Here is an 18,416-nt window from a genome sequence, read left to right on the forward strand (position 1 = left end):
GAAGTAAGAGGATGCGCACAAAATCAAGTTTCATTGTACAGAGATTCAATTTCATTCCACGCAACCCATTCTTTAAAATTCCTAAATATTTTCAGGTAACCTTCAGAATATCTCTGCGTGAGCGCCTTATGCACTACTTGAACCGAGACGACTCCAGAATGTATCTCCGAAAATAATTGCACGGCGTACGATAGACTAGGAGCATTAAAATGGCACAACATAAGAAAGCACCAATAAAGCCAATAGCTTCTCCATCCCCAAAAATATGTCCGTCGTACATTCTGATCGTTGAGGATGAACCGACTCAGGCCGCACTCATTCGCCGTACTATTCGAGTTGCCAATCCGAATGTCAAAGTGAAGATGGCAGGTTCATTGCAGGAGTATCGCAGCGCCATTGCGAGTTCATTGCCGGATATAGTTTTGATGGATATCAATCTCCCGGATGGAAAAGCTTTCGAAGTGCTGATATCTCCTCTGGAAGCCGGACCGTTTCCTATTGTGGTCATGACCGGATATGGCAACGAGAAAATTGCGGTCAAGGCAATGAAAAAGGGAGCACTCGATTATGTGGTTAAATCTCCAGAAGCTTTTAAAACAATACCACGCACGCTCGAGCGTGCTCTTCGCGAGTGGAAGCTGATCCAGGAGCGTAAAAGGGCGGAAGAAGCATTGCACGCAAGCGAGCTTCGGTTTTACACACTCTATGAAAATGTTACAGTAGGTTTGTACAGAACTACTCCCGCCGGAAAAATACTCATGGCAAATCGGGCATTGATAAAAATGCTTGGCTACTCATCTTTTGAAAAGCTTGCTGAAAGAAATCTTGCAAAAGTTGGTTTCGAAAGAACGGCTCAGCGTAAAGTATTTCTCAGGCAAATTGAGATGGAAGGCGAGGTCAAGGATTTTGAGTCGACGTGGATTCGCCAGGATGGATCACTCTTAATTGTGCGAGAGAGTGCTTGCGCTATTCGCGATTCTTTTGGGAAGACCCTGTACTACGATGGAGTAGCAGAAGATATCACCGAGCGCAGGCTCGCTGAAGTGGGAGGCAGGAATGCGGAAGACGCGCTGCGTGAGAGCGAAGAGAAATTCCGTTCCATTACAGAAAATCTTAGTGATGTTGTATTTTTAACAGATGTCAAAGGAATTATTACGTATATCTCACCGGCAGTACAACATGTGTTCGGATGTACAGGTGAATCCATGCAGGGTCATTTCTTTGGCGAGTATTTAGATGAAACGGAATTGCAGCGGGTACTTCCTATTTTTGAAGCGGCAATTCGAAATGGAATACCGACTAAGAATCTTTCTCTTCTCGCAAAACGAAGAGATGGGAATACATTTCAAGCTGAATTAGATGCGTCGAACTTTGTAAAGGACGGGAACATTCTAGGCACGATAGGTGTGATTCAAGATATTTCAGAACGCAAGAGGGTGGAAGAAGCGCTGCGCGAGAGTGAAGACAAATTTAAGTATGTCTTTAAATATTCCCCCGTTGGGAAATCGATTACTCTTCCTTCGGGCGAAATCGATGTGAACATGTCTTTTTGTGAATTGCTCGGTTATACTCAGGAGGAACTCCGACGAAAAAAATGGCAGGACATCACTCACCCTGATGATATAGGGATGACTCAAAGTGCAATTGACCTGCTCCTGTCCGGTGAGCAAGAATCTGTGCGTTTTGTTAAAAGGTTTTTACATAAGAATGGATCCACTGTGTGGGTCGATTTGAGCTCCTTCTTACGTAAAGATAATAATGGAAAGCCGCTTTATTTGATAACGACTCTCATCGACATTACCGAGCGCAAACGAGCAGAAGAATTAATTGTGAGGGCATTGCACGAGTGGCAAAACACATTTGATTCCACAAATGACGCGATGTGGATTCTCGACAAAGATGAGCGCATCATTCGCTCTAATAGAACGTCGGAATTTATCTTCCAGCGTTCAAACGAAGACGTAATCGGCAAACACTGCTGGGAAATCGTGTACGGAACGACGCAGCCGATTCCCGAATGCCCTGTTCAACGGGCTAAAAAAAGTCTGCATCGCGAGAGCTTGGAATTACAAATCGGAAAAGGTTGGTTTGAAGTTTTGGTAGATCCAATTCTGGATGCAACTGGCCAGTACGATGGCGCAGTCCACATTGTAAGCAACATTACTGAGCGTAAGAAGGCAGCAGAAGCGTTGAGATCTTCCGAAGAAAAATATCGGCTGATATTTGAAAATAATCCGGTACCTATGTGGGTATACAATATTGACACACTCGCTTTTCTTGCGGTGAATGATTTTGCAATTGACCACTACGGTTATTCGCGTGAGGAATTTCTAAGTATGACGATAAAAGACATACGGCCTCCCGAAGATATACCGTATCTTCAAGAAGTACTGAAGAAGCATACTGAACAGTTGAGAAAGGTTGGTACGGCAAGGCATCGCAAAAAAGATGATTCCCTGATCGATGTAGAAATCACCGGACATGAAATCGCATTCGAAGGGCACAAAGCAATGTTTGTTCTTGCATTGGACGTAACCGAACGCAAGCGGGCGGAAGGGGCGCTGCGCCAAAGCGAAGCACAACTTACTGCTTTTATGAATTTTGTTCCAGCACTTATTCTTATCAAAGATCATGAATTTAGGCCAATATTTGCTAACGAAAAATATAACTCGCTGTTTCCCATAAATGATTGGATGGGCAAAAAGCCTAAGGAAATATTCCCTCCCGAAGTTGCTGACCTTATGATTCAAAAAGACGCCGAGGCGATGGAAAAAGGGTATACGAATTATGAGGAAATATGGATCGACAGACAAGGGGAGCAACATATTTTTTACACTCAAAAATTCAAAATTGCCATTCCCGAGAGTCAACCTCTGCTTGGAGGAATTATTTCAGATATCACCGACCGCAAGCGGGCGGAGGATGCACTGCGTAACAGTGAGGAAAAATTTAGAAAAGCGTTCATGACGAGTCCAGATTCTATCAATATCAATCGATTGAACGACGGTGCGTATGTTTCTATAAATCAAGGTTTCACTCGTATTATGGGTTATACCGAAGAAGATATTCTTGGTAAAACTTCCATTGAAACAAATATTTGGGTTGATCTGGGCGATAGAAATAAACTGCTAGAAGGTTTGAAGACAAACGGAGTAGTAGAAAACCTTGTGGCCCGGTTTCGTTCTAAGGCCGGTGAAATAAAATATGGGATGATGTCTGCTTCCATTATTGTTTTAGATGGAATTCAACATATTCTAAGCATTACAAGAGATATCACCGAGCGTAAACAAGCGGAGGAACAACTGACACAAAGCCGCGATCTGCTGACAAACCTTTCCCGCCTGGTACCCGGCGTTATTTATCAGTACCGGTTATTTCCGGATGGGCATTCCGCATTTCCTTATTCAAGCCCTGGCATAAATGACATCTATGAAGTGACGCCCGAAGAAGTGCGGGAAGACGCGACTCCGGTTTTCGGTCGTTTGCACCCGGACGATTACGACTATGTTGCAAACGCCATTCAGGAATCAGCCAGGACGTTGGATGAGTTCTATAGCGAATTCAGGGTTAATCTTCCGCGGCAAGGTCTTCGCTGGCGCTGGTGTCAGGCGCATCCGGAGCGGATGGCGGATGGCGGCACACTTTGGCACGGAATCATCTCTGATATCACCGAACGCAAGCAGGCAGAAGAAGCGCTGCGTGCAAGTGAATCCCAGTTCCGCGAACTATGGGGAGCTACGGTTGAGGGGATTGTCATCTTAGACAAAGGAATAATCGTAGAAGTGAACGAAGCAATGTGTCAAATGTTTGGATATACGCGAGAACAATCCATCGGCATATCCATGCTTGAATTTGCACCGATCGAAATGCATGACCGTCTCCGCGAACGTATTGCCTTAGGAATAGAAGGGCGCTTCGAGACTCCTGCTCTACGGGCAGATGGAACAAGAATGTTGCTTGAAATTTTCGCGAAGCGGATCATCTATAAAGACAAATCGGTACGGATGGTAGCTACACGCGATATTACTGAGCAAAGGCAAGTGGAAGATGCCTTACGCGAAAGTGAAGAAAGGATGAGGGCAATCGTTGAGGGAACACCTCACCTCTTTTTCTATACACAGGATGTTGACGCAAATACCACCTACGTGTCTCCAACAGTTGAACAAATAACAGGGTACTCAGCCGATATTTGGTTAAAGAGGAAAGATTGGTTTATCACTAAAGCCCAATTTAATCAAAATGCAAAAGAGAAAACGTTTGCTCATCTTCGGGGAGAATTCTCTAAAGAACCTACTCTTTTAGAAGTTTGTCATGCAAATGGAAATCCAATTTTACTGGAAGCATACGAATATCCTATAATACAGAAAGGGAAAGTAATTGGTCTGCAAGGAGTTGCTCATGATATTACTGAACGCAGAAAGGCGGAAGACGCGTTGCGTCAAATGCAAAAGTTAGATGGATTAGGAACTCTTGCAGGCGGTATTGCGCATGATTTCAACAATATTCTTGGAATCATATTGGCATACAGCGCACACATAAAGCGATTTAAAAGCGATACCAAGCAAGTAGACCACGCAACTGATACTATAATCAAAGCCGTAGATCGCGGCAGAACTCTTGTTGACCAGATATTGACCTTCGCGAGAAAATCAGGTACGGAATTTGGTCCGGTGAATGTTACGGAAGTCGTCATGGAAATTATGACGATGATCATTGAAACGTTCCCGAAAGTTCTTACCTATTCGCAGAATTTCGACAAGGATATTCCTATAATTAACGCCGATCGCTCGCAATTGCACCAAGCTCTGCTGAACCTCTGTGTGAACGCACGCGATGCTATGCCGAATGGGGGCGTACTAACTATCAATACTCGAATGGTATCCGACACAAGTTTGCATAATTTGCCTCCGGATGCTCTTGAAGGCAGTTATGTTTGCATAGAGGTTATTGATACAGGCGAAGGGATGACGGACGAGATCCGTAAAAGAATCTTTGAACCATTCTTTACAACAAAAGAGAAAGGAAAGGGAACCGGATTAGGATTGGCAGTTGTATTTGGCATTGTTCAAACCCATAAAGGATTTGTCGACGTGGAAAGCGAATTTGGCAAGGGAACGGCCTTCCGAATGTATATTCCAGCATCGGAAGCGGCAGCGCCCATGAGCATTGAGGTGGGAGAAACGATAGAAGAACTTCCCGGTGGGAAAGAAATATTGTTGGTTGTGGAAGATGAGTTGAATCTAAGGATACCTCTTCTGAAAATACTGAGTGAAAAGGGATACACGGTGTTATCCGCAGATAATGGAATGGAGGGAGCGAAAATCTATGAGGATCGGAACAAAGATATCGCATTGGTCATTACCGATCTCGGATTGCCCAAGATGTCCGGAATGGATTTGTGTAAACGGATAAAACTACTGAACCCGAGCGCACGAATCGTTGTTGCCACCGGTTACCTTGCTCCAGAAATTAAATTGGAATTCCAGAAGGCTGGTATACAAAATATTCTTTTCAAACCATATAACGCCAAAAAGGTTCTGAAAGTGGTACGGGCAGTGCTGGATGAGAAATGAATCGCCAATGTGCTGAGGTTGTCTAAAAAGTCCAGAGTTGTCATGCTGAACTCGTTTCAGCATCTGTTTTTTGTAAAAAATTTGTCCCCGAAACACTTGCCTGCGTGCTGATGCACTTCGGCAGGCAGGAGTTCGGGGTGACATTTTCTTTCTTTTTGGTCAGCGACAGTGAGAGGGAAGAGGAAAAGAATAAGTAGCTCGTTGTTGGGAAGTAAAAGCAGTAAAAGTTCCGCATTTTCAATCATCATAAAAGCCCGGTTCTGTAGACAAAGAATCAAGCTTTGTTGTGTGCAGTTCTGACTTCATATTTAACCATCATAGAATTTGTTTCTCTCGAGTCTTTATCCTCAATTTTGCCATAATTTGAACTATCGCAGATTCCGTTCAGTCTATTGTCAAATATTCGGCTCTTCCAAAAGAATTAATCCTTTTTTCATCCTTTTGGACTATTCCTGATTCGTATAATCATCGGTATGTTTTATTGGAAATCTGAGAGAGATTTTGCGGATTTTTACAGGGACGGATTCTCTCTCTTTAACAAGCGATCGAAGAATTACGGCAGCTTGGAACTACATGTACTGGTTTTAAAAAGTGGAGGAGTATGCATTCAAAACTAGTCTTTATCAGGTTGTTGACTTGTGCTCCATCGCATTGGCGAAGAATAATTTCAACGCATTTAATTTCAAGTTTACTTTTCCAAGAATATTTGTCCTGCATCGGTCAACCTATAGCATCGAGGCAGGGCATTTATGTTTTTATATGTAACCTTCAGACGTGCTAAGTTAAAGGATTCCATCCATGAAAAATGCTAACCACAAAAGACACCGCTTCGGATATGTTTTCCTCCTGATTTTCGTCTACCTTTCTTATGATATGGTCACAGTGTCTCGAACTAAACTCCAAACGGGAGGACACGATGTATGAAGAGTGATCGGAAAACGAAGAACGAACTGATTAAAGAATTGGAATCTGTTCGTAGGAAAGTGAAGAAATTGGAAAATCTGCTGGAGAAACGGAAGCACACTCAACAGGATATCACCGAACGCCTGTCTGCCGAACAGGCAGGCAAGCAAGCAGAGAAGGCATTGCGAGAAAGCGAGGAACGGTATCGCAGCCTGTTCGAGAAAATAGATGAAGGCTTTTGCGTTGTCGAAATGCTTTATGACCCAGACGGTATGGCGGTTGACTACCGTTTTGTGGAAATCAATCAGGCGTTCGAGAAACATACAGGGCTCCAACAAGCATTAGGAAAGACGATCCGTCAGATGGTTCCCAATCATGACGCACATTGGTTTGAAATCTATGGGAAAGTGGCCCGAACGGGCGAAGCCATTCGTTTTGAGAACCCAGCCATTGCGATGCAGAGGTATTATGATGTGTTTGCCTTCCGCATCGGCGGGGATGGAAGTCAAAGAGTGGGTGTCCTCTTTACTGATATCACCGAGCGTAAGCGGGCAGAGGAAGAACTAAGAAATCGCGAAAGCATTCTGCAGAAGGTCTTTGACATACTTCCTGTGGGGCTCTGGTTTGCCGACAAAGATGGAAAGCTCCTGCGCGGGAATCCTGCAGGAGTGAAGATATGGGGTGCAGAGCCTAAAGTGACCCCGTCCGAATACGGAGTATTCAAGGGTCGACGACTTCCGTCCGGAGAAGAATTGGCACCGGATGACTGGGCGCTGGCGCACACCATCATGGATAAAGTGACGATTGTTGACGAACTGCTGGAGATAGATGCTTTCGACGGCAGAAAGAAAACGATTCTCAATTACACTGCCCCGGTTCTCGATGCCCTCGGAAATATTCAAGGTGCAATTGTAGTTAACCAAGACATAACCGAACGTAAGCGGGCGGAGGAGGAGATCAACAAATCCCATAAAGAGCTTCACATGCTTGCCGATCATTTGCAGAATATCCGTGAAGAAGAACGGAATCATTTAGCCCGGGAATTTCATGACCGGCTTGGACAATCAATGACTGCGTTGAAAATGGACTTGTCACTCTTGCTGCGTACAATCTCTGACGAAAAGCAGGATATTTCCCGTCCATACATTGCTGGAGAACTGAAATCTGCAAAAAAGCTTATAGATGAAATGAGTCGGTTAATCTGGGAAATAATAGCCGATCTGCGTCCGCAAATGCTTGATGACCTAGGGCTTCTGGCGGCTCTCGAATGGGAAACAGAGGGGTTTGAATCGCGCACGGGTATTTCCTGTGAGTTCCAATCATCTGCAGGAGATATTCAAATCGATTCTAAAAAATCCATTGCTCTTTTTCGAATCTATCAAGAAGTCCTTACAAATATTTTACGCCACGCTCATGCTACCATTGTGAAAAGTGCTCTTCGAAGGGATGATGAAATGCTTGTCTTTGAAATTAAAGATAATGGGCGTGGAATTACACTTAATGAACAGTCAAAAGCCAATTCGTTTGGTCTTATTGGCATGCGCGAACGCGCCCTGGCTCTTGGCGGGCAACTCAAAATCAGTGGAATTGCCGATGAAGGAACAACAATAATAGTCCGGCTGCCTTTATAGTCAATTGTGTCGTCAGGAGAGAAGGGGAGTAATAAAAGAGTAGAGTAATATAGGATGCTGTTATGTGTGCCAAGAGGTAACTCCTGAAACCAATATCACTATGAGTGCCGTCCGGATTTACTTACCTGCCGTGTTTTGTGGCGGGCTTGTTTGCCGTAGTGAAACGCAGGCAGGCTTCTTGTCGGTCAAAGAGATTTTCCGGAATTTTGTTGAGGTGGTATGCTGTTTGGTGCATCAGGAGCAAACTCCTGACGCCACGAAAACAAAAAAATGCTGGGGTTGTCCAAAAAGTACCGAAAACTTGGTAGTCGAAGACTTTCGTCTTCATTTATTATCTGAAAACGAAACCTGAAGGTTTCGACTACCGTTATTTGTACACTTTTTGGCCAACCTCAGTTGCAAAGTGACTTGCAGGAGTGTCGGGAACAAATTCCCGACACCACAGAAATAATGGAAAAAGATACATAGGAAATATGAAGCTATGACAAAAATCTTCATTGTCGACGATCATGTTCTTATCCGCGAGGGATTGAAAAAAATTCTATGTACAGAATTTGATCTTACAATCGTCGGCGAAGCACAGTGCGGCAACGAGGCACTGGATAAGTTAGATAAATGCCAATGTGATGTACTTTTACTGGACATTGCTCTTCCCGACAAAAGCGGACTTGACGTCTTGAAAGAAGTGAAAGCTCGACATCCCAAGATGCATGTAATTATATTGAGTCTGTATCCGGAGGAGCGGTATGCACTCCGCGCTATGAAGGATGGCGCTGATGGGTACATTACAAAAAACGGCGCAGCAGATGAGCTGTTTTTGGCAATTCGGACTGTGATGGCAGGGAAACAATACGTCAGTCTAACGCTTAAGCAGGAACTAACCGATTATCTTCAGGACGACCAAAAACAACCCACACATAAGAGTCTTTCTGATAGAGAATTTCAAATTCTGCTTTTAATTGGTTCCGGGATAACTGTTACGCAGATTGCTGAAGAGTTAAACTTAAGTGTGAGTACTGTAAACACCCATCGATTGCATATTCTGGAAAAAATGCACTTGAGAACAAACGCAGAACTTGTTCGCTACTTGTTCGAAAACCATCTGAGCGAATAATTGACATAGCAATATATTCAATGTGTGTTAGGAGGCCCGCCTGTGTGTTACAGGTACCTGCACTTTGTTCCAACGGTCAAGCCGGGGGGCAGGGAATCTTGATAAGAGGAAAGATTGATCTCTAGCTTCTCTTGTCCTTTCGACGATCCCGAGTTGCCGATAGATATGCCTGTAGAGTCCAGCTCGTAGCTGGACGAAAAATAGAGGGACTAATATGTGTCCGACTACGAGTCGGACTCTACTCCCGGTTGTGCGGGATTCGAAAGGATATTGAGAGTACCGGCTTGAATACCCCACGTCATGTACTGTACATATATATGACTTGAACCGAATCTGCTAATTCTATACTTCTCATTAGCTTTTCATTCACCTCGACCTATCTTCTTTCGTTTCTCACGTTAATAGCAAGAACCAATCATATAAAACTACTTTAGCCCATTGTTAATAATACGACAGGAAAATCACATTTTTTACTATACCGCTTGATGTTACATTCGTGTAAGCTATTGTTAACAAAAGAGGTGACGTTCATGCGAATATTCATTGCAGATGATTCTTCTGTCATACTGAATCGACTTGTCAAAATGGTTTCCCAAATTCACAATGCCAAAGTTGTTGGCGTGGCGAGCGACGGCGAGGATGCGATTACATCAATTCAGAAATTGAAACCGGATCTGGTTATTCTCGATCTGCGTATGCCAAAAGTAAATGGTTTCGATGTGATAAGGAATATCAAGAAAAATAACTTGTCTACGACAGTGCTTGTGCTTACAAGCTTTGCAACTATCCCTCATAGAGAATTATGCAAGCAACTCGGCGTCGAATATTTCTTTGATAAAACAACTGAGTTCGAACAAGCGATTGAAGTGATCGAAAGGTTAGCGTCGTTATGCGACATGTCTGCAGCGTAATGATGGGTCACAATCGGTTTTGTTCTTAGATCGGCAGCGTTTGTGATAGAGTCTGAATATGTAAAACACAGTACCATCGGAGGAGGGGAAGATATATGAAGGGTGATCGGAAAACGAAGAACGAACTGATTAAAGAATTGGAATCTATTCGCAGGAAAGTGAATAAAATGGAAACCCTGCGGGAGAAATATAAGCACACTCAACAGGACATCACCGAAGGTATGCGATTACAAGAAGAATCGGATGCTTCCGAGGATTATTATCGCGGCGCCTTTGAAACATCGCAGGATGGATTATTGGTTGTTCATAGATCACAAGGTGACATTCTTAATGCTAACGCATATGCCCAGAAATTGCTGGGTTATTCAAAAGAGGAGTTCTCGAAAAATAAACTCTGGGGAATCGGAGTTGTGAAAGATGATAAAGACTTTCAAGAGGCGTTGTCAAGATTGGAAAAAGATGGCGTAGTGTATTACAACAACATATCTGTAAAAAACAAAGCGGGCCTCACTATAGATACAGAGGTCATTTTAGTTGACAAGGTAAAATTTATTCAGTGCAATATCCGCGACAATACCGCACGCAAGCGGGCGGAAGAACAGCTTCGACAGAGTGAAGAGCGATTTCGACTCATTGCAGAAAATGCCACCGACCTCATCGCCGTACTTGATCTTGAGGGAAAGAGAATCTATAGCAGCCCATCGTACAAATCCATACTTGGCGATCCGGAATCGCTTCGAGGAACAGATTCCTTTCAAGAGATACATCCCGAAGACCGGGAAAAGATTAGGCGCATATTTCAGGAAACGGTAAGAACAGGAATCGGACAGCGCTCGGAGTATCGGTTCTTGCTCGAAGATGGCTCCGTTCGTTACATCGAGTCACAGGGGAGCGTGATTCGCGATGAGAATGGAAACACGATCAAGGTCGTGGTAGTCTCGCGTGACGTCACCAAACGCAAACAGGCGGAGGAGGAGTTAAAAAAGTCAGAAGGTAAGTTCCGGGCTATTTTCAACAACGCGAGCGACGGGATGTTTCTTGTTGACCTGAACGCTCGAAAATTCTTCATGTGTAATGCTATGTGTATGAAAATGCTGGGCTATACTCAAGAAGAATTTTTGAATCTGGATATCGACGATATACATCCCAGTGAGGATCTGGCTTTTATAAACGACCAGATCGGGAAGTTTAGCAAAGGAGAAGAGGGTCTTCGCAGTGATATTAGATTTAAGCGCAAAGAGGGAAGTATTTTTTTTACAGATCTTCGTCCTGCCATTCTCACAATTGCCGAGAAAAAATATTTACTTATTAATTTCCATGACATCACCGAACGCAAGCAATCGGAGGAGGAACTGAAGGAATCGAACGCACTCATCGAAGCGGTTGTGGAAAATGTCCCGCTCATGATTTTCCTCAAAGAGGCAACAGACCTGAGGTTTGTCGTATTCAATCGCGCTGGCGAGGAGCTTCTGGGCTATGACCGAAAAGATTTGCTCGGAAAGAACAACCTAGACCTTTTCCCTCCCGAGCAAGCGGCTCATTTCATGGCTAAGGACCGAGAAGTCCTCGATGGAGAAACCGGCATGCTGGACATCCCGGAAGAACCCATCATGACAGCCAAGAAAGGCCAGCGGCTGTTGCATACCAGGAAGATCTGTATCAAGGGCACTGATGGTGTCACGAAATACTTATTAGGCATCTCTGACGACATCACCGAACGCAAACGGGCAGAGAAACAGATCACCCTTCTTGCCCATACACTGAAAAGTGTCGCCGAGTGTGTAAGTATAACGGATTTGAATGATATTGTTCTCTTCGTCAACAACGCATTTCTGAAAACGTATGGTTATACCGAAAACGAAATTCTGGGAAAGAACATCAATGTAGTGCGGTCACCAAACAATCCTCCCATTGCTGCTTCCGGTATTCACGCAGCGACATTGGCTGGAGGTTGGAGCGGTGAGATAATGAATCGGACGAAGGACGGCCGCGAATTCCCGGTTTCTCTCTCGACATCCTTTGTTCGAGATGAGAAGGGACAAGATATCGCGTTCGTGGGAATTGCCACTGATATCACCGAACGCAAACGGGCAGAAGAAGAACTAAAAAAGAGTGGAGAAAAGTATCGTTCTATTTTTGAAAATGTGCAGGATGTGTATTATGAAACTTTGCTAGATGGCACAATACTTGAAGTCAGTCCATCTGTCAAGCTTATTTCGAAGGGACAATACAATCGGACGGATTTAATAGGGAAATCGATGTACGAATTCTATCCTAACACCAATGACCGCGATACACTTCTAGCAGCGATTCAGAAAACAGGCAGTGTCACTGATTTCGAAGTCCGACTTAAGAACCGGGATGGTTCGTTTATCCCTTGTTCCATTTCTGCAACGATTAAATTTGATGCTGAAGGGCGACCTGAAAAAATCATAGGCAGCATGCACGATATCACCGAGCGCAAGCGAGCGGAGGAAGCGTTACGGGAAACCACGGACTATCTTGAAAACCTGCTTAGTTTTGCTAATGCGCCAATAATGGTTTGGGACAATAATAACAAGATCACTAAGTTCAATCTGGCATTTGAACGGTTAACGAAATATACTATGTACGATGTTCTTGGTAAGAATCCGGTAATGCTTTTTTCTTATGATAAGCGAAAAGAAATATCAACTCTTATTTCAAGGATATCAAACGGAAAAAACCTGATATCTGTCGAGATGCCTGTTCGCTGTAAGGATGGGAGTGTTCGCACTGTCTTATGGAATACAGCAAATATTTATTCTGCAGATAGTAAAACAATAATTGCCACCATTACTCATGGACAGGACATCACCGAGCGCAAGCAGGCGGAGGAAGCGCTACAGGAGTCTGAACAAAAACTTCGCTTGGTTTTTGAGAATGTTTTTGATGGTCTCTGTATCTTTGAGGAAGCCGACGATCCAATTCAGCGGCGGCTTATAGATTGTAATGAGCACTATGCTCAGATGGCAGGGCGTAGTCGTGAAGAATTACTGAAACTCGGAAACACGCAGAATATCGCGAAGTCATTGAGCGAAGATAATACATATTCTATTGGGCATGGTATTATTTTCGCTGGACGCTTTAGCTGGATTCGGCCCGATGGAAAAGATAATATTGTTGAATACACAGCTGTGCCATTGACCGTAAAAGAAAAAAGATACACGATTAGCATCGATCGTGATATTACCGAGCGCAAACGGGCAGAGGAAGCGCTACAGGAAAGTGAGTTGCGTTTTCGTTCACTCTACGAGAATGCCACTATCGGTCTTTATAGAACGACCCCCGATGGAAAAATACTGTTGGCAAATCCGGCATTAGTAAAAATGCTTGGTTTTGAATCTTTTGAAAAAATTGTTGAAAGGAACCTTGAACAAAACGGTTTCGATTCAACTTCTCAACGTAAAGAATTTCTTGAAAAGATCGAAAGAGAAGGCGAGGTCAATGGTTATGATTCAAAATGGATTCGACAGGATGGCACTGTCATATTTATACTGGAAAGTGCCCGGGCGATCCGCAATTCTCAAGGCAAAACTCTGTATTACGATGGAACAGTCGAAAATATCACAGAGCGTAAGCTGTTAGAAGATCAAATACGGCAAATGCAAAAGTTGGAGAGTTTGGGAACGCTTGCCGGAGGGATCGCGCATGATTTTAATAATATTCTTGGAATCATACTGGCATTCATCACAAGCATCAAGCGGTTTAAAGATGATGCAAAGAAGTTAGCCCTCGCTGTTGATACTATCATAACAGCCGTGGACCGCGGCAAAACACTTGTCAAGCAGATATTGACATTTGCCAGAAAATCGGAAACGGAATTCAGCCCAGTAGATGTGAATGATCTTGTTGTGGAAATCATGACGATGATCCAAGAAACGTTCCCCAAGGTTCTTACCTATTCGCAGAATTGTGATAACGCAATTCCTTTCATAATTGCAGATCGCTCACAGTTGCATCAAGCATTACTGAATCTTTGTGTGAATGCACGTGATGCGATGTCAAGCGGCGGTGTTCTTACCATCAATACTCGCATGGTATCCGGTATAAGTTTACGTAATCAGCATCCGGATGTTCTTGCGAGCAGTTATGTCTGCATCGAGGTTGGCGATACCGGTGAAGGAATAACCGACGAGATCCAACAAAAAATCTTTGAGCCGTTCTTCACAACAAAAGAGAAAGGAAAGGGAACCGGTTTAGGATTGGCAGTGGTATTTGGTGTTGTAAAAACCCATAAAGGATTTGTTGAGGTGGAAAGTGAACTTGGAAAGGGCACAACATTCCGATTGTATTTACCCGTGCCGTCAGCTATCATGCCGGCACCAACAGACATCCAAGAAAATGTAAAAGAAATTCCAGGCGGGACAGAAACAGTGTTAGTAGTAGAAGATGAAGAAACGCTGATGGCGTTTATCCAGATATCACTTGCTGCCAAAGGGTACACAGTCCTTTCTGCTGCAGATGGTCCAGAAGCCGTGAAAATTTATAGGGAACGGCAGAAGGAAATCAGCATGGTGTTTACCGATCTCGGATTACCCGGAATGACCGGTGTGGAAGAAATTAATCTCATTAAGAAGATCAATCCGGACGTAAAGATCATCGTTGCGACTGGTTTTCTTGACCCTGAAATGAAATCGGAACTTCTCAAAGCCGGTGTGAAAAAATTTATCTTGAAACCGTACACTTTCGAAGAAATTCTGAAATTAACACGGGAAGTGCTGGATGAGAAGTGATCCGCGTAACCTGTGGGAAGTGATAAAGTAGAAACACGCTGTGCGTGTTCCATTATCAGGTGCCAAAGGCATGGCTTTGCCACTTCCAGCCCTTCGGAAGGTTACAGAGTATAAGCCGAGAAACCTTCCAAGGGTAGCTTAGAAATGAAATATAGGCGAATGATTGTGGAAGGCGAAAGACCGAGCCATCCGCCCAACCAGCCCGCTACGTGTTCTGGCGGGCAAAATGGTCGTCAGACTGCGATCGTCGATTCCGACAGCTGGAAGCCTGATAATGTATCACGCTTTGCGTGATTCAATTTTAAGCCTCCGGCTGTCGAACGGACTTGTCGAGCGGACAGGACGACGTTAGCCACAAAGCATATCTGCATTGGGGAAGGATCAACGAACGGAATCTGAAGCTAAAGTAATCAGTTATCAGTTGTAAGTTATCAGTTTTCAGTAAATATAAGTCCTACATTATTCCTTGATGCTAACGGAACGGTGCCGGACTTTTTATTTGTGATTTATAGGTTGATATAGTGTAGGTGGTGATCGTTTTATTAGAAAATTAATGATACCTTCACTTATAGGTGTGAATTCTTTTATACATCGGACATTTTATGCATCAATGGAAAACTCTTGAAAAAACGACAATTCTTGATTTCAACAAGTTCTTACGAATAGAACAACATACCATTGAATTGCCGGATGGTAAAGTCATAAAAGATTGGCCATGGATTATTTCACCTGATTATGTTCTTGTTCTTCCCGTGACTGACCGGAATACAATTTTACTTTTTCATCAGATAAAATACGCTGTCGATGGGACTTCCCTTGCTCCCATTGGCGGATATCTTGAGCCAGGGGAAGATGCGCTTGCTGCAGCACAGCGAGAGCTGCGGGAAGAGATGGGTTGCGAGGCTTTACAATGGATCCCTTTAGGCAGCTTTCCCGTGAACGGTAATCACGGTGGAGGCAAAGGGCATCTCTTCATTGCGCTTGATACGCACAAGGTGGGGGAGCCGATTATAGACGATCTAGAAGAGATGGAGCTTGTAGAATTCACAATCGAAGAAGTCGAACAAAAATTATTTCAAGGTGACGTCAAGGTGCAGGGCTGGGTTACAATAGTTGCTATGGGATTGCTCTATTTGAAGCGAATGCAGCGTTCTGACTTTTTCTGATGCGATAAATAATACAGAACAGAAACGCCTGATATATTTGAAGTTAGGAGTAAAAAGGTGAAGAGAAGGAGAAAATGATATAGATTGATTTTGTAAATCAGCATTTTTTTTGTACACTATGTGAGTTTACTACAGGGATGTTATCAAGATGATCAACGCTCAACAAAAAGAAAAAAGAATTCTCATTATAGAAGATGATCATGTGTATCGATCAGTACTGATGTCAACATTGCGCAGGGCGGGATTTAATTGTTCCTTCTGTATCGATGGGGATTCGGCAATCAAGAAACTCTTGCAGGAAAGGTTCGATATCATGATCTGTGACTACCTTCTGCCTGGTACCAATGGAATTGCGATTATTCGATCGGCGCGCAACCAAGGCATTGACATTCCCGCATTGCTCATAACAAATTATCCTTCGGAATTATTACAGGTCAGCAACAAAGCGCTCGGGCGCACAAAAATTATGGATAAAGTATCATTCCCTCCAGATGATATGCCTAAAATTGTTCAGGGAATGCTGAACGTTTGATGCATCCCATCGTTTCAGGGATTTTTCACTATCGATTCTCCTCACCCCGTGAAGAAAATGTATTGCAAGGATAGTGAGAAACACGTTATGTAAAGTTTCTTTCATCTCTTCATAAACCCTTCATTTTAAATTATTTTACGCTCCATTGCTCCTCTCGGAAGATTTCGGTATTATTGCACAGCAAACTTTTTCCTTCGACATTTTCGGTTCTTACTCAATGGCACATCAACGCTGGTTTGTTTCTGCAATCATATTCTGTGTAAGTGCGATTTCACTACTTCAAGCGCAATCATCAAGTGAAACAAAATTCGTTTCCAAGGTTTCACAAAAACGCCTTCAACAAACCGTACGCGATTTGGTGAAATGCGGTAATCGGCTTGGCGGAACAAAATCAGGGGACAAAGCAGCGTCGTTTGTGTTCAATAAATTTAAAAGTTATGGTTTCAAACCGGATATGGTGAGAGATCCTCAAAAGCTTGTGTACTCCAACGATGACTGGGATTTGAGAATTGAACAGCCGGAACGACTCAGCGGGCTTATTCAACATGAATGGCTTGCAGGATATTCGCCTTCTGCAAAGCAGGATACTGTTCGTCTGACGTTCATAAAGTCCATTCGTGATATTGACGAGGAAATGATTGGCAAAGGTGCTGTACTGATAGATCAACATCCATCCGAAACAATGTACGATAAATTAGTCGATGCAGGAGCGCGCTGCATCTTAAGTTATGTACGTGTAAGTTCATCGGCATATTCCAATTGGGCCATGATTTCTACTCTCAAGGAATCTAATAAGAACCCAATTCCCGTTTTCGACATTCCTAATATAGCCGGTCAGCGGCTGCGCGAAGAACTAGCGAAAGGAATATATGTTTCAATAAAATATTCATGCAGGACAACGATAGCGCAGGGGAATCCGAAAACGGTCGTTGCAACGCTTCAAGGACAAACGGATGAATATTATATCGTCTGTGCCCATGGTGATTCCGATTCCGGCGGTCCCGGCGCAGATGATAATGCCTCTGGAGAATCGGGAGTATTAGAAGTGGCACGCATTCTCAAGGTCTTGGTGAATCATAAAACTCTTCCGTTACCGAAGCACAGCATTCGGTTTGTTGTATGGGGAAGTGAATATTATTCGGCAGGCAAGTATATTACACAGCATGCAAAGGAATTAAAAAATATCCGTGGTGTCATCAACTATGATGAAATTGGAATTGGAAAAACGCGGAAGTGTCTCTACTTTGAAGGGAACGATGTACCGCACAATTACAACTTGTTAAAGCTCTTTGAAAAAATCGGCGAGGAATATGTTGGGAGAAATGGATTTTGGAAAGAAGCAACGACGAATCCATCTCAAGGCGGTACTGATTCCTATGTCTTTCTGCCTAAGTATCTTGATTATTTAGATGTGTCTGAAGAAAATATTCCATCGATTACAGTTTTCACGGCGGCATGGAATGAACCTAAATCCATGCGGCAAACGCGAGGATGGTTGTCGAAGGCATGGAAAGGAAATCCCGATTCTGTAACGATTGACTATTCACCGTATTATCATTCATCGTTGGATATCCCTGTGTTCACCACAGATAGGGAACCGGCGAATATGATTTGGGGAGTGAAAGCTGTCGGCATTGCACTCATGCGATTGCTATGGTAAGAACTGTTTGCTGAAAGCTATTCATTGCTGAGTTTGAAAATAATTGAATCATAAAAGATATTTGTCATCTCTGTCAGGAGCTGGACGTTTGTAAATAGAAAACATCTAAATATATGAACACCATAGGTGTTCAACTCCACTGGAGTTGTATATTTCTTTTTTAAATCTAGTA

The 18,416-nt window shown here is 43.4% G+C and carries 8 protein-coding genes; all 8 read left to right on the top strand.

Features of this window, described 5'->3' with window-relative positions; translation table 11 throughout:
- The first annotated feature begins 209 nt into the window (after window positions 1–209).
- Window positions 210–5,573, top strand: coding sequence for a PAS domain S-box protein (locus NTX44_10100; protein MCX6121958.1), 5,364 nt, complete (start codon window positions 210–212; stop codon window positions 5,571–5,573).
- Between the two features lie 920 nt (window positions 5,574–6,493).
- Window positions 6,494–8,107 (top strand): PAS domain S-box protein, encoded by a 1,614-nt coding sequence (locus NTX44_10105; protein ID MCX6121959.1) that lies wholly within the window; start codon window positions 6,494–6,496, stop codon window positions 8,105–8,107.
- Between the two features lie 481 nt (window positions 8,108–8,588).
- Window positions 8,589–9,221 carry a response regulator transcription factor gene (locus tag NTX44_10110; protein MCX6121960.1) on the top strand — a complete coding sequence of 211 codons (633 nt, stop codon included), beginning with the start codon at window positions 8,589–8,591 and terminating at the stop codon, window positions 9,219–9,221.
- Window positions 9,222–9,751: 530 nt separating this feature from the next.
- A complete protein-coding gene (locus NTX44_10115; protein ID MCX6121961.1) occupies window positions 9,752–10,132 on the top strand; it encodes a response regulator transcription factor in 381 nt (126 codons plus the stop codon).
- Between the two features lie 95 nt (window positions 10,133–10,227).
- Window positions 10,228–14,886 carry a PAS domain S-box protein gene (locus NTX44_10120; GenBank protein ID MCX6121962.1) on the top strand — a complete coding sequence of 1,553 codons (4,659 nt, stop codon included), beginning with the start codon at window positions 10,228–10,230 and terminating at the stop codon, window positions 14,884–14,886.
- 602 nt (window positions 14,887–15,488) lie between these two features.
- Window positions 15,489–16,052, top strand: coding sequence for an NUDIX hydrolase (locus tag NTX44_10125; protein ID MCX6121963.1), 564 nt, complete (start codon window positions 15,489–15,491; stop codon window positions 16,050–16,052).
- A 148-nt stretch (window positions 16,053–16,200) separates the two neighbouring features.
- On the top strand, window positions 16,201–16,584 hold the full coding sequence (locus NTX44_10130; GenBank protein ID MCX6121964.1) for a response regulator: 384 nt from the start codon (window positions 16,201–16,203) through the stop codon (window positions 16,582–16,584).
- A gap of 217 nt (window positions 16,585–16,801) precedes the next feature.
- Entirely contained in the window at window positions 16,802–18,244 is a 1,443-nt protein-coding gene (locus tag NTX44_10135; GenBank protein ID MCX6121965.1) for a M28 family peptidase, read from the top strand.
- Window positions 18,245–18,416: the final 172 nt, after the last annotated feature.

It is taken from the genome of Ignavibacteriales bacterium (assembly GCA_026390575.1).
Taxonomy (GTDB): Bacteria; Bacteroidota; Ignavibacteria; order UBA10030; family UBA10030; genus Fen-1298.